Source organism: Bradyrhizobium sp. WSM4874 (assembly GCF_055811835.1).
This window is the reverse complement of the sequence record NZ_JBVVPR010000004.1, coordinates 138,166-151,328: the sequence shown is the minus strand read 5'-3', so window position 1 is coordinate 151,328 and position 13,163 is coordinate 138,166. Positions and strand designations below refer to the sequence as shown.

Here is a 13,163-nt window from a genome sequence, read left to right as displayed (position 1 = left end):
TACGGAGATGGGAGACCATCGCGTTCGGTTCGGGCAACAGTTCGCGACTGTCTCGAAATGCAGCGGCCGCCGACCAGGACTCGATCGGGAGATAGGCCCCCGGTCTGGAAGCTCCGAAATCGCCCGATGAAATGTGCAGCCGCCGTAAGACAGGAAAGGCCGCCGGGAAACCGGGCGGCCTTTTTCTTTCGTGAAGGGACAACTGGACGTCACGTGCCCCGGACGCGGCGCAGCACGGAGTGATGCGCTGCAGAGCCGGGGCCCATGCCGCGGCGTGCCGCGTGGCTTGTTGGGTCCCGGCTCTGCGCAGTACCGCTACGCGCTGCAGCGCGTCCGGGACACGAGAGTGGAGACTAGGTCATCCGCTCGGCTGCGCGCTTCACCGCTTCGAGGCGGCGCGCCTGGCCTTGCGCGCCACGCTCTCTGAGCAACGCCACCACTTCCGCCGGCGCGGTATCCGGCGAGCCGGCATTGAACGGCGGGGCCGGATTGTATTCGAGCTGAAGCTGGATCGCCTCCGCGGTGGTGCGATTGACCATGATCGACACCAGGGTCAGCGCGAAATCGATTCCCGCGGTGACACCGCCGCCGGTCACGCGGTTGCGGTCGACGCAGACGCGCGTCTTGGTCGGGGTCGCGCCGAACTGGCTGAGCATCTCCATCGCGCTCCAATGCGTGGCGGCGCGGTAGCCCTTCAGGAGGCCGGCGGCGCCGAGCGCCAGCGATCCCGTGCAGACCGAGGTGACGTATTTAGCGCCCTCGGCCTGGCGGCGCAGGAAACCGAGCACCTCCTCGTCATTGAGCAGATCGTTGGTGCCGCCGCCGCCGGGCACGCAGATCACGTCGAGCTGCGGGCAGTCGGCGAATGTCGTGGTCGGCGTCAGCGTCAGCACGGAATCGCTCGGCACCGGCTCGATCCGTTTCCAGATCAAATGCAGCTTTGCGCCGGGCACGGAGGAGAACACCTGCAAGGGACCCGTAAAATCGAGCTGGGTGACGCGCGGAAACACCAAGAGACCGATCTGGAGCGGGGACGACATGAGAGCCTCCAATTATGAGCTTGACGGAGGCAGCCTGTCATGATGCCCTTCTGTCCAAAATGGCGTATTTCCCTCGCTTTCGGACATGACCATGATCGGCATCCTGATCTTCCCGGACTTCCAGTTGCTCGATGCGGCCGGCCCGATCTCGGTGTTCGAGATCGCGGCGCGGTGTACGGGCAAGACGACGACCGGGATCCGCGTGCTGGCGGTGAACGCGGGGCCCGTGCGCAGCTCGTCCGGCGTGGAGATGATGGCGCGCGACTTCAAGTCGGCGAATGCGATCACGACGCTGGTCGTGGCGGGAGGCGCGGGCGTGACGGATGCCGCGCGCTGCGAGATTACGCGCGCCTTCGTGCAGCGGCTGGCGCGGCGCGGCGTGCGGGTCGCAAGCGTCTGCTCGGGCGCCTATGTGCTGGCCGAGGCGGGATTGCTCGACGGCCGCCGCGCCACCACGCATTGGGGACGCACGCGGGATTTCGTCGCGCGCTATCCCAAGGTGAAATTCGAGCCGGACCAGATTTTCACGCGCGATGGCAATGTGTGGACGTCGGCAGGCATCACGGCGGGCATCGACCTCGCGCTCGCGATGGTGACGGAGGATCACGGTGAGCAGATCGCGCAGGACACCGCGCGGCAGCTCGTGCTGTATCATCGCCGCAGCGGCGGCCAGTCGCAATTCTCGTCACTTCTGGAATTGAAGACGCCGAACGGTCGCTTCGGCGCGCTGCTGTCATGGGCGCGCGAGAACCTCGACGCCCGGTTGACGGTCGAAGATCTCGCCGACCGCGCCGGCATGAGTGCGCGGCATTTTGCCCGCGCCTTTGCCGCCGAGACCGGCACGACGCCCTCGAAGGCCATCGAGCGCTTGCGCATCGAGGTCGCGCGCGAGCGCGTGCAGTCCTCGCGCGAGGCGATCGAGCTCGTCGCGGAGGCGACAGGTTTTCGCGATCCCGAGCGCATGCGTCGTGCCTTTATCCGTGCTTTCGGCCAGCCGCCGCAGGCGCTGCGGCGCGCGGCAAGGGCCGGGTAGGGAGAATTGATCGGGTTGGAGAGCCCGCTTGAGCGGGTGAGCAGACTTGCATATGGCCGGGCGTTCCGCCTTTTGACCCGGAACGGACCTCGTCAAGCGGATGCACCCGTTGTAGACGATCGGTACAACACGTACCGTCGCCGATACCTATGCAAGGAACCCCAATGACCGATCGAGAAAAGATCCTGATTGCCCTTCGTGAAAAGCCTCTGAAGACTTTCGAAGTCATGAAGCGCGTGAACATCAAGAACCAGGACGACTGCCAATCGCTCCTGTTGAAGATGCGTGACGAAGGCGCTGTGAAGTTCGATATTCACAAGGGAAATTGGCGCGCTGCGTGACGACATTCGCCTGGTCACCAGCGGCTTCGCGATGGCACAGCGGACATGACGTGAAGATTGATTCAGCCCGATGCGGCCTTGCCGTCGGTTGCCGCGGCGCCCGAGGCCTGTGCGCGCGCCGTCAAGCGCCGCGCGATCGGCATCAGCATATAGGGCGCCAGGTGAATGGGAAACTGCGTCATCGCGAAATAGAGCCAGGTGGTGGGCGGCAGCGCGCCGGCGGTCGCGGCGAGCATCAGGCCCAGATTGCGCTGTGACACCATCAGCCCGAGCGCCAGCGCGCGCTCATAGCCGATACGGCGGAACAGCACCGTGGTGACGGCGAGCAGCGTGAAATAGATCGCGAAGGCGAGCGCTGCGAAGCCGAGGGTGGAGACCGGCCGGGCGACGAGATCGCTCGCGACGTCGCCCATGATCGCGGTCGCGAAGACCAGCAGAATGACGATGTTGAAGCCGTCGATCGGCTGCCTGTGGCGCTGGATCGCGGCCGCGCCGAAGATCTGTCGGATCACGGTCGCGGCCAGCAGCGATGCTGCGAGGATGCCGAGCAGCTTCAAGCCCAGCGCAGGCGGCGAAATGCTGAGCATGCCATCGAGGAACAGGCTTGCGAACAGCGATGCCGTGAACGGCACCAGCGCGGTCGCGCTCACCAGCGTGACCAGCACCAGCGTGGCGTCGAGGCCCATCAGCGCGGCCAGCGCCGGCGCGGCCATCATCGGCGACGCCATGCTCTGCAGCATCAATGCCAGGGCAAGGTCGGGCGCGCGCGCCGTGAGCGCGGTGAGATGGACGATCAGCCCGACGATCACAGGCACGCCGATCATGGTCCAGACGGTCGCGGTCGCCACCAGCGCCGGCCGCCGCAGATGGCCGGAGAGCGCGGCCAGATCGACCCGCATGAAGGAGATGCAGAGCAGGACGAAGATCGCCTCGGTGACGTAGGGACGCAGCAACGCACCGAGCGGCGGCACCGCGAGCGCGATGAACACGACGGCGGCGACCGCGCGGGTGCCTTGGCCACCGAGCCATGTCAGCCCGCGCAGGGGGAGGGCGAATATGCTTTGAAGAACGGGCGGCATCGGGAATGGCGTTTCAGCCCAATCCTTTCAGCCACGCGCCGATCTCGCTCACGGCGACATTGGCCTCTCGCAGCAATTTTCCCATCGTGAAGAAGCCGTGGAACTGGCCGGGATAATGCTTGGTAGCCACGGGCACGCCGGCCTGCTTCAGACGTTCGGCATATTCGTCGCCCTCGTCGCGCAGGGGATCGGCGCCGGCGATCAGCACATAGGCCGGCGGCAAGCCGGCCAGGTTTTCCGCCCGTGCCGGCGAGGCGCGCCAGTCGTGGATATCGGCGGCGCCGTTGAGGTAATGGTCGCGGAACCAGCGGATCACCGAATGCGTCAGCAGCACGCTGGTCTCGGGCTCGCTGTGGGAGCCGTGCGTCATGGCGAAATCGGTCGCGGGGTAGATCAGCAACTGGCCCGCGATGGCGGGTCCGTTGCCGTCGCGCGCGGCGAGCGCGACGACCGCGGCGAGGTTGCCACCGGCGCTATCGCCGCCGACCGAAAGCCGGGAGGCGTCGATGCCGAGCTCGCGCGCGCTGGCGGCGACCCATTTGGTCGCGGCGATCGCGTCATCGGCGGCGGCGGGAAATTTGTGCTCGGGCGCGAGGCGATAGTCCACCGAGATCACGATCAGCGCGCCGGCGTCGGCGAGCTGGCGGCAGACGACGTCATGGGAGTCGAGATCGCCGATCACCCAGCCGCCGCCATGGAAGAACACCAGCGCCGGGGACAAGCCATCGTGCCGGCGCGGCTCCTTCGGAACATAGAGGCGCGCGGGAATGGCGCCGTGCGGTGCCGGGATCGACAGCGGCGTGACGCGCGCGAGGTCCGGTGGCTCGGGATTGGTCGCAAAGCGCGCCTGCGCGTAATAGGCGCGCGCTTCCGGGGCGGTCAGGGTCTCGTAGGCGGGGCGGCCGGCCTCCTGGAAGGCCTTGTAGACGGCGGCAGCATCGGGATCGAGCACGACGGACATGGGGAAGCGACCTCTGGGTTTCCAGTTATGGTTGGAGTTCTTTTTGGGAGCGGCGCCGCCTGGCCCCCGGGGAAGGGCGCTCGACTATCCCATCCGGGGGCCGATCTGGCCAGACCAGGCCGGGAAGGGCAGGGATGCCGCCCTTCCCCCGCCGTATTCGCCGTGTTAACCGGATGGCCTGCGAGCGGCGGTATCCCCTGTAGAATGTCCAGCAAGCCCGATTCGCTGTTGAAGCCGCGCGAGATGTTTCGAACATTTACCCTGACAGGTCTTGCGGCGCTTCTGGCCGCCACCGCACTGACGGCTGCGACGCCGGCGCAGGCGCAGATCGGCACGATCTTTTCCGATCCGCCGCCGCTGCGGCCGCCCGGCAACATTCCACGGGGCCAGCCCCAGCCGCAGCAGCAGATCCCCGACGACGACGAAGAGGTGCCGGAGCTGCCGCCGCAGGGCCGTGTGCTGCCGTCGCGTCCGATGGCGCCGCCGCCGGGCCGGCAGGGCAATGTGATGCCGGGCCCGGTCGAGACCCAGCCTCTGGCGCCGCCGCCCGGTTCTAGCGCCGCTCCGCCAAACCAGCCGCCGCCCGTCGCGGTCGCTCCGCCCAGTCCGCAAGGCGCCCCGGGTGCGCCCGGTCAGCGCCAGCCACAGCAGAAGGGCGGGCCGGGCGGCGCAGTCCCGCAGACTCCGGCGAGCCTTCAGCCGGGCGACGAGGTCGTTACCGAGCCGCCGGCCCAGAAGATCGTGAACAAGAAGGCGACCTTCTCCGGCCTCGACAAGATCACCGGGCGCATCATCAATTTCGACGAGGAGATCGGCGAGACCGTGCAGTTCGGGGCGCTGCGGGTCAAAACCGACGCCTGCTACACCCGGCCCGCGACCGAGGCCGCCAACACCGACGCCTTCGTCGAGGTCGATGAGATCACCTTGCAGGGTGAGGTGAAGCGCATCTTCTCGGGCTGGATGTACGCGGCAAGTCCGGGCCTGCACGGCGTCGAGCACCCGATCTACGATATCTGGCTCACCGACTGCAAAGAGCCGCAGCAAACGATTGCGACCGCGGCACCGGATCCCGGCACCAAGCCGGCAGCACCGCCGCCGCCCGCGCAGAAGAAAGCAGCGCCCAAGCAGGTGCAGCAGCGTCCGCCGCAGCCCTTGCCGCCGATCCAGCAGCAGCAGCCGGCTCCGCCGCCGCCACCTCCGCCGCCCGAGCAGCGCCCGGGTCTGTTCGGTATCCCCGGGTTTGGCCGCTAGGCCAAATCCCCCGAATTCGGTCGGAAATGCCTGGTTATTGGCGTGCGGCGATGATCTCGAGCGCGCGTGCGCCCGGGATCGCTTCACCGGCGGAGAGCCTCAGGAAATCGCCGGGCTCGCCCGCGAGCGCCTTGTCAAGCAACGCCGTGTAGCGCCGCCGCGAAATCTCGGCCGCGCCAAAACTCTTCAGGTGTTCGGTGACGTATTGGGTGTCGAGCAGCTCGAAGCCGCCATGGATGAGCCGCGCGACCAGATGCACCAGCGCGACCTTGGAGGCATCGCGCGCGGTGTGGAACATGCTCTCGCCGAAAAAAGCCCGCCCCAGGCTGACGCCGTAAAGCCCGCCGACGAGGTCCTCGCCCTGCCAGGCCTCGACGCTGTGGCAATGGCCGAGCTCGTAAAGCCCGCCATAGAGGTCGCGGATGCGCTTGTTGATCCAGGTGTCCTCGCGCCCGGCCTGCGGCGCGGCGCAGCCGGCGATCGTGGCCTTGAAGGCGGTATTGACGGTGACGCGGAATGAATCCGAACGCACGGTGCGCGCGAGCCGCGAGGCCACGCGAAATCCGTCGAGCGGGATGACGCCACGCAACTCCGGCTCGACCCAGAACAGGGTCGGATCATCGGCGCTTTCGGCCATCGGAAAGATGCCGCAGGCATAGGCACGCAGCAGCACGGCCGGCGTGATTTCAGACGGGGCAGAGTCGCGCGAAGTCATGGCTCGCCACAATAGCAGGATCGCAATGCGGTTGCGATGGGCGGTGCGGATCAGTTCGCTGCGGCAGCAGCCGGCTTGCTGGCGGCGGCCGGTACACGGCGGAACCTCAACATGACCCGGGTTCCGGAATGGGTGGGGTCGCGCTCGACCGAAGCGTCGAGCTTGGTGGCCATGGCTGCGACGATGCGCTGGCCCATGCCAGTGGAGCGCGGATCGGCCTTGACGTTGTCGCCGACGCCATCGTCGCTGATCGACAGCAGGAGATCGTCGCCCTGCGAAGTCAGCTCCACATGGATCGGGCCGGCGCCGTCGGGGTAGGCGTATTTCACCGCGTTCATCACCAGCTCGTTGACGATGATGCCGACGGCGACCGCACGATCCGGATCGATCTCGATCGGTTCGGCCTTCAGCGTCAGCCGCGACATCCGGTTGCCCTCGGCCGAGCGGCGCAAGTCCTCGAGCAGCGAGTCCAGATACTGGTTCAGGACCACGCTCTTGAGGTCCTGCGAGGTGTAGAGGCGGCGGTGCACCTGCGCGACCGCGGCGACGCGACCCATCGCATTGGTCAACGCAGCCTTGACCTCGTCCTGCGCGGCGGAGCTTGCCTGCAGGTGCAGCAGGGAGGCGATGATCTGCAGCGAGTTGCCGACGCGGTGGTTGACCTCGCGCAGCAGCAGTTCGCGTTCGGCAGCAAGCGCTGCGTAGCGGTCGCGCGAGGCATGGATCTCGGCTTCAGCTTCCTCGCGCGCCTTCTGCAATTCGGCCTGGCGCAGCGCGCCCTCGGCCGCGACGTGAAGCAGGGGGATGAACTCGCCCTTGACGTCCTTGACGAGATAGTCGGCCGCGCCCGCTTTCAGCGCGGTCACCGCAATGCTGGAATCCTGCGACGCCGTGACGAACACCACCGGCGGCGCGCCCGGGATCGCCATGATCTGCTCCAGCGTCTCCAGCCCGTCGAGGCCGGGCATGTACTGGTCGAGCGCCACCACGTCGATGCCGCCGGTCGTGCCCGCGCGGCGGATGAGCTCGAGGCCCTCCTCGCCGCTCGCGGCATGGACGACCTTGTAGCCGCGCCGTGTCAGGCCGCGATCGACCAAGCGCGCAAGCGCCCCGTCGTCGTCGATGTAGAGCAGTGTGGGCGTACGTTGATTCATGGGGCGGCGGGCGGGACCTGGATGACCGAGAAGAACAAGCCAAGCTGCCGGATGGCATTGGCGAAATTCTCGTAGTTCACGGGCTTGGTGATGTAGACGTTGCAGCCGAGCTCGTAGCAGCGCTTGATTTCCTGGGAATCGTCGGTGGTGGTCAGCACCACCACGGGCGAGGCCTTCAGGTATTTGTTCTCCTTGATCTGCTTGAGGATGTCGATCCCAGTCATGTCGGGAAGGTTGAGATCGAGCAGGATCAGGAGCGCATTACCTTTCTGCACCAGCCCGCTACCGTCGGGCCCGAACAGGTGCTTCATCGCGTCCGTGCCGTTGGCAAAGGAGATGATCTCGTTGTTGACGCCGGACCTTCGGATGTTCCGCTCGATCAGCCGCGCGTGTCCTTCGTCGTCCTCGATCATGATGATGCTGACGGGTTGAGTCATTGATCCGCGTTCCGGTTGCTGGCGTTCCAGGTGATGGGCAGCGTGATGGTGAAGGTACTGCCCGTATTCAGTTCCGATGATACCGACATGGTGCCGCCGAGGCGACGCACAAGTGCACGCACATGCGCAAGACCGATGCCCTGACCGGGCTTGTCCTGGGTTCCGGCGCGGCGAAACAGGTCGAAGATCCGCTGGTGGTCCTTGGGGTCGATGCCGCGGCCGTTATCGCTGATCTCGAAGATAGCGTAGCCGAGCTTGGTACGCCCGCGAATTCTGATCTCGCCGGGGACGCCGGGCTTGAGATATTTGATGCCGTTGTCGATCAGATTGGAGAATATCTGCTCCAGCGCCAGGCGGTCGCTGACGAGATTGGGCAGGGGGGCGACATGGATTTCTGCCTGCGCCTCGGCGGCCTGATGCGCCAGCGTCGACACGATGGCTTCGATCAACTCGCGCGTGTCGATCTTTTCCGGCTGGAACTCGCGCCGGCCCTCGCGGGTGAGATTGAGGATCGCCGAGATCAGGCGGTCCATCTTGGCGATCGACGACTTGATGAAGCCCAGCGCCTCGGCAAAATCCGCTGAAAGCTGCTTATCGGGACCTTCGAGCGCGATCTCGCCGGTCGAAGGCGGCGGACCGTCGGCCGGGACATGGGTAAGGCCGCCGATGCGGCGGAAAATGTCGCCGCCGAGCTCCTCGAGTTCGCTGGTGAAGCCCATGATGTTGACGAGTGGCGAGCGCAGATCGTGGCTGACGATATAGGCAAAGCGCTGGATCTCGTTGTTGGCTTCGCGCAGATCGGCCGTGCGTTCGTCCACTACGGCCTCCAGATTGACATTAGCATCGCGCAGGCGCGCCTCGGCATCGTCACGGGCACGGACCGAGTGCCGCACCAGCCAGATCGAGATCAGTGCCAGCAGCACGACGAGGCCGGAGCCGATGCCGGTCATCGACGCCGCGAGGGTCTGGCTGCGGTCCGAATTGACCGTTCGAAGCCGGAACAGCCGTTCTTCTTCCTGAATCATCCCGGTCGCGACTTTGGCGATCGCGGCTGTCGCGTCCGTGGAGGCGATCTCGCGGACCAGCGCTGCGGCCTTCTCCGGCTCACCCCGCCGGATGAAATCCATCTCCCGCACGAACTGCCCGAGCCTGGTCTCGATCGACGCGCTCAGCTTCTCGATGTTCTCGCGTTGCGCCGGATTGTCGCCGATCAGGCGCGTGAGCTTGTCGAGAGCCGGGATGATGGCCGCCACGGACTTGTCATGGTCGGCCTTGAAATCCTCTCCTTGCGTCAGAAGGTAGCCGCGGGCGGCGCTCTCGGCCCGCCGGATCTCCAGCAGGAGGGCGTTGATCTGGTTCTCCGCCTCGATGGTGTGAACCACCCATTTGCTGTCGTCTCTCGCCTTGTTGACGAGGTAGACGGAGCCGGCGCTGATCACGGTCAGCACGAGAAGCCCCGCCGCGAACAGCAGGATCTGCCAAAATGTACGCCGTCGCTGTGCGTCAGCAGTCACGACGGTCTCGCTCGGTCAGGCTTGCCGGACTTCAAAACGCCCCCTCGGAACTGTCCCCATCGTCCCAAACGCGATTGGGGCCAAAGGGTTCCATGCGGAGGGACGACTACTTCGAGGCGGGTTCCGCCTTGCCGGCGAGATATTGTTCCAGCCAGTGGATGTGGTAGTCGCCGTTGATGATGTCGTCCTCGCGCACCAGAGCGCGGAACAGCGGCAGGGTGGTCTCGATACCCTCGACCACCATCTCGTCCAAGGCCCGGCGCAGCCGCATCAGGCACTCGCCGCGGGTCTTGCCGTGCACGATCAGCTTGCCGACGAGCGAATCGTAATAAGGCGGGATCGTGTAGCCCTGATAGACGGCGGAATCGATGCGCACACCGAGCCCTCCGGGCGGGTGATATTGCGTGATGCGGCCGGGCGAAGGACGGAAGGTCTGCGGATTCTCGGCGTTGATGCGGCACTCGATCGCGTGGCCGATGACCTGGACCTCGTCCTGCCGCGCCGGCAGGTCGCCGCCGGCGGCGATGCGGATCTGCTCCAGCACGAGGTCGATGTCGGTGATGCTCTCGGTGACGGGATGCTCGACCTGGATGCGCGTGTTCATCTCGATGAAGTAGAACTCGCCGTCCTCGAACAGGAATTCGATGGTGCCGACGCCGAGATATTTCATCTCGCGCATCGCCTTGGCGCAGGTCTCGCCGATCTTGGCGCGTGCAGCCGCGGTCAGCACGGGCGAGGGGCCTTCCTCCCAGACCTTCTGGTGACGTCGCTGCAGCGAGCAGTCGCGTTCGCCAAGATGGATCGCGCCGCCGCGGCCGTCGCCGAGGATCTGGATCTCGATGTGACGCGGCTTCTGCAGATATTTTTCAAGGTACACGGAGGCATCGCCGAAGGCGGATTTGGCCTCGTTGGCGGCCGTCGACAGCGCGACCTGAAGATCGGCCTCGCTCTCGGCCACCTTCATGCCACGGCCGCCGCCGCCCGCCGCGGCTTTGACCAGCACGGGGAAGCCGATCTTCCTGGCGATCGCCATCGCGTCGTCGTTGGGGCCGACCCCTCCGTCGGAGCCGGGCACCACGGGAATGCCGAGCTTCTTGGCAGTCCTCTTGGCCTCGATCTTGTCGCCCATCAGGCGGATGTGCTCGGCCTTCGGGCCGATGAAATGCAGATTGTGTTCGGCGAGGATTTCGGCGAAGCGCGCGTTCTCCGACAGGAAGCCGTAGCCGGGATGCACGGCATCGGCACCGGTGATCTCGCAGGCCGCGAGCAGCGCGGGCACGTTGAGATAGCTGTCCTTGGACGCCGGAGGCCCGATGCACACGCTCTCGTCCGACAGGCGCACATGCATGGCATCGGCGTCGGCGGTGGAGTGCACGGCGACGGTCGCGATCCCGAGCTCCTTGCAGGCCCTGAGGATGCGAAGGGCGATCTCGCCGCGATTGGCTATGAGGATCTTGTCGAACATGGTGTCCTTATTGGACTGACGCGCGGAAAGCGGCCAGGGCGATGAGACCGCCCTCGACCGTCACTCAATGATCACGAGGGGCTCGCCGTACTCGACCGGCTGGCCGTCCTCGATCACGATCTGCGTCACCGTGCCGGCGCGCGGCGAGGGGATCTGGTTCATGGTCTTCATGGCTTCGATGATCAGCAGCGTCTGGCCGACTGAGACCTTGCTGCCGACCTCGATGAACGGCTTGGCGCCGGGCTCCGGCGCCCAATAGGCGGTGCCGACCATCGGCGAGGTCACGGCGCCGGGATGCTTCGACAGGTCGGCAGCGGCAGGCGCGGCGGCAACGGCGGCCGCTGGGAGAGCGGCGGGGGCGGCCGCCATCTGCATCGGCATGGTCGCGGCGACGCTGATGTTGCGGGCGACGCGCAGGCGCAGGCCGGCACGCTCGATCTCGATTTCGGTGAGGCTGGTCTCATCGAGCAGCAAGGCGAGCTCGCGGACGAGGGCGGAATCCTCGCTGGAAAACTTTGCGGCTGCTTTGTCGTCTGGCTGGCGCGCCATGTTGTTTGATCCGAATGTTCTGTGTGAAGGGGGAGCGTCAGGCTTTGGGCTTGATGCCGAGCTTGGCGGCAAGGCCCTGGATGGCGAGGCGGTAGCCCTCGATGCCGAAACCGCAGAGCGAAGCGAAGGCCGCGCGCGCGGTGTAGGAATGATGCCGGAAGTTCTCGCGGGCGTGGATATTGGTGACGTGCACTTCGACCGTCGGGATCTGCACTGCAAGCAGCGCGTCGTGCAGGGCGATCGACGTGTGCGAATAGCCGCCGGCATTGATGATGATGCCCTTCATCTTGCGGGCGTGCGCCTCGTGGATGAAGTCGATCAGCTCGCCTTCGCGGTTGGACTGCCGGCAGTCGGCCTTGAGGCCGAACGTCACCGCCGTTTCCCGGCACAGCGCCTCGACGTCGGCCAGCGACGCATGCCCGTACTTCTCGGGCTCGCGTGTCCCCAACATGTTGAGGTTCGGCCCGTTCAGGACAAGGATCGTGTCGGTTGCTGGTTCGGCCATTCCAATCCCGCAAGAGGTGCTTCGGCGTGGCGGGGGTTATAGGTAACAAAGCGCGTGAGGGGAAGCCTTGAAGGACCTCCGAGGTGGCTTCAGATGCCTCATCCGGGGTGCAAAAACCTGTGCGCAAGCTACGGAAATTGCTTGTTAACCAGTTCTAATCGTGGCTGCCGGACGGGAGAGGCGGGGGAGGAGCGCCCGATAGCCCAAAAGCCCCTGCCGATCTCTCGGCAAGGGCTCATTTGGGCATCAGCGAGGCAGCTTAGCCTTCGATGACGTATACGATCTCGCGCGTCTGCGGGCGAACGATGACGTACTGGCCGTGCACGAAGATCACCTCGTAGCCGCGCCACTCCGGATAGATCTCGACGATCCGGGGCGGGAGCGGATGGAAGCGAACGCTCGCCGGGATGGTCGCGCCGACCGAGATGTTGAAGTTGACGTTGGTCGTTTCCTCGATCTTGGTCGACTTGATCGCGGATGAGATCTCGGTCCGCTTCTCGGGCGGCGGCGCAGAAGCGGTCGCGGAGGCCGTGCCGGTCGTGGTCTGAGACTTGGTATCGGCAGCCTTGCTGTCTGCACCCTTGGTCTGACTGTCTGCGCCCTTGGTCTGGGCGTTCATGTTACCGCTCTTGGTGTCAGTCTCCGTGCTCTTGGTCTTGTCCGTCTGGGACTTGTCCATCGTGCTCTTCGACTTGTCCTGCGCTGCCTTATCCTGCGCTGACTTGTCATGCATGGATTTGTCCTGCGTGGACTTGTCTTGCGCGGACTTGTCCTGCGCGCCCTGGGCGTGCTCACCCTTCGCCGCGCCGGCCTTCTCGTCGGCCGCGTTCTTGTTCATCGCGCCGGACTTGTCCATCCCGCCCGACGACTTCTCCTCGGCTGCTCCGCCGGGCTTCATGGCGCCGCCAGTCTGGCCGACGGTGCCCTTCTCCTGAGCGGATTCACGGCCCATCGAGCCGCCGCGCTCGGCGGCGCCGGAAGGCTGCGAGTGCTGCGTCGGCTGCGCGCCTGCGCCGCCACCGCTGTCGCGGTTCATGGTGCCCTGTGCGTTCGCCAGACCGGTACCGGCGACGAGCGCGAGCGCGGCGACCGAGATCATAAAGCGGTTAGACATTGAAT

Annotated in this window: 14 protein-coding genes; 3 read left to right on the top strand and 11 right to left on the bottom strand. The window is 65.9% G+C overall.

Annotation, left to right across the window (positions count from 1 at the left end; all coding sequences use genetic code 11):
• Positions 1 to 353: 353 nt before the first annotated feature.
• On the bottom strand, positions 354 to 1,040 hold the full coding sequence (locus tag AC0L3P_RS05955; RefSeq protein ID WP_354203749.1) for a DJ-1/PfpI family protein: 687 nt from the start codon (positions 1,038 to 1,040) through the stop codon (positions 354 to 356).
• Between the two features lie 91 nt (positions 1,041 to 1,131).
• On the opposite strand from AC0L3P_RS05955, the gene AC0L3P_RS05950 reads away from it, so the two are divergent.
• Both AC0L3P_RS05950 and AC0L3P_RS05945 read left to right on the top strand, forming a co-directional pair.
• A complete protein-coding gene (locus AC0L3P_RS05950) occupies positions 1,132 to 2,073 on the top strand; it encodes a GlxA family transcriptional regulator (protein ID WP_473301275.1) in 942 nt (313 codons plus the stop codon).
• A gap of 164 nt (positions 2,074 to 2,237) precedes the next feature.
• Entirely contained in the window at positions 2,238 to 2,414 is a 177-nt protein-coding gene (locus AC0L3P_RS05945; protein WP_275171898.1) for a hypothetical protein, read from the top strand.
• 62 nt (positions 2,415 to 2,476) lie between these two features.
• Here the strand turns inward: AC0L3P_RS05945 and AC0L3P_RS05940 are convergent, their stop codons facing one another.
• Together AC0L3P_RS05940 and AC0L3P_RS05935 are read right to left on the bottom strand one after the other, a co-directional pair.
• Entirely contained in the window at positions 2,477 to 3,493 is a 1,017-nt protein-coding gene (locus AC0L3P_RS05940; protein ID WP_354203745.1) for a Na+-dependent transporter, read from the bottom strand.
• 13 nt (positions 3,494 to 3,506) lie between these two features.
• The gene (locus AC0L3P_RS05935; RefSeq protein ID WP_473301274.1) at positions 3,507 to 4,454 is read right to left on the bottom strand and encodes an alpha/beta hydrolase; all 948 of its coding nucleotides are present in this window, start codon (positions 4,452 to 4,454) and stop codon (positions 3,507 to 3,509) included.
• A gap of 204 nt (positions 4,455 to 4,658) precedes the next feature.
• Between AC0L3P_RS05935 and AC0L3P_RS05930 the strand changes: the two genes are divergently transcribed.
• Positions 4,659 to 5,705, top strand: coding sequence for a DUF2155 domain-containing protein (locus tag AC0L3P_RS05930; RefSeq protein ID WP_473301273.1), 1,047 nt, complete (start codon positions 4,659 to 4,661; stop codon positions 5,703 to 5,705).
• Positions 5,706 to 5,739: 34 nt separating this feature from the next.
• Here the strand turns inward: AC0L3P_RS05930 and aat are convergent, their stop codons facing one another.
• The 8 genes from aat to AC0L3P_RS05890 all read right to left on the bottom strand — a co-directional run bounded on the left by aat (position 5,740) and on the right by AC0L3P_RS05890 (position 13,158).
• Positions 5,740 to 6,420, bottom strand: coding sequence for a leucyl/phenylalanyl-tRNA--protein transferase (aat, locus tag AC0L3P_RS05925; protein ID WP_026232743.1), 681 nt, complete (start codon positions 6,418 to 6,420; stop codon positions 5,740 to 5,742).
• 50 nt (positions 6,421 to 6,470) lie between these two features.
• Complete coding sequence (locus tag AC0L3P_RS05920; RefSeq protein ID WP_473301272.1) at positions 6,471 to 7,574, bottom strand: sensor histidine kinase; 1,104 nt, start codon at positions 7,572 to 7,574, stop codon at positions 6,471 to 6,473.
• Positions 7,571 to 8,011 carry a response regulator gene (locus AC0L3P_RS05915; RefSeq protein ID WP_007609730.1) on the bottom strand — a complete coding sequence of 147 codons (441 nt, stop codon included), beginning with the start codon at positions 8,009 to 8,011 and terminating at the stop codon, positions 7,571 to 7,573. Before AC0L3P_RS05915 ends, AC0L3P_RS05920 begins: the two co-directional genes overlap by 4 nt.
• Positions 8,008 to 9,525 (bottom strand): sensor histidine kinase, encoded by a 1,518-nt coding sequence (locus tag AC0L3P_RS05910; RefSeq protein ID WP_473301271.1) that lies wholly within the window; start codon positions 9,523 to 9,525, stop codon positions 8,008 to 8,010. Before AC0L3P_RS05910 ends, AC0L3P_RS05915 begins: the two co-directional genes overlap by 4 nt.
• 106 nt (positions 9,526 to 9,631) lie before the next feature.
• The gene (gene accC, locus AC0L3P_RS05905; protein ID WP_473301269.1) at positions 9,632 to 10,990 is read right to left on the bottom strand and encodes an acetyl-CoA carboxylase biotin carboxylase subunit; all 1,359 of its coding nucleotides are present in this window, start codon (positions 10,988 to 10,990) and stop codon (positions 9,632 to 9,634) included.
• Positions 10,991 to 11,050: 60 nt separating this feature from the next.
• Complete coding sequence (gene accB, locus AC0L3P_RS05900) at positions 11,051 to 11,539, bottom strand: acetyl-CoA carboxylase biotin carboxyl carrier protein (RefSeq protein ID WP_275171905.1); 489 nt, start codon at positions 11,537 to 11,539, stop codon at positions 11,051 to 11,053.
• 37 nt (positions 11,540 to 11,576) lie between these two features.
• Positions 11,577 to 12,044, bottom strand: coding sequence for a type II 3-dehydroquinate dehydratase (aroQ, locus tag AC0L3P_RS05895; RefSeq protein WP_275171906.1), 468 nt, complete (start codon positions 12,042 to 12,044; stop codon positions 11,577 to 11,579).
• Positions 12,045 to 12,303: 259 nt separating this feature from the next.
• Positions 12,304 to 13,158 (bottom strand): DUF1236 domain-containing protein, encoded by an 855-nt coding sequence (locus tag AC0L3P_RS05890; protein WP_275171907.1) that lies wholly within the window; start codon positions 13,156 to 13,158, stop codon positions 12,304 to 12,306.
• Positions 13,159 to 13,163 lie beyond the last annotated feature (5 nt).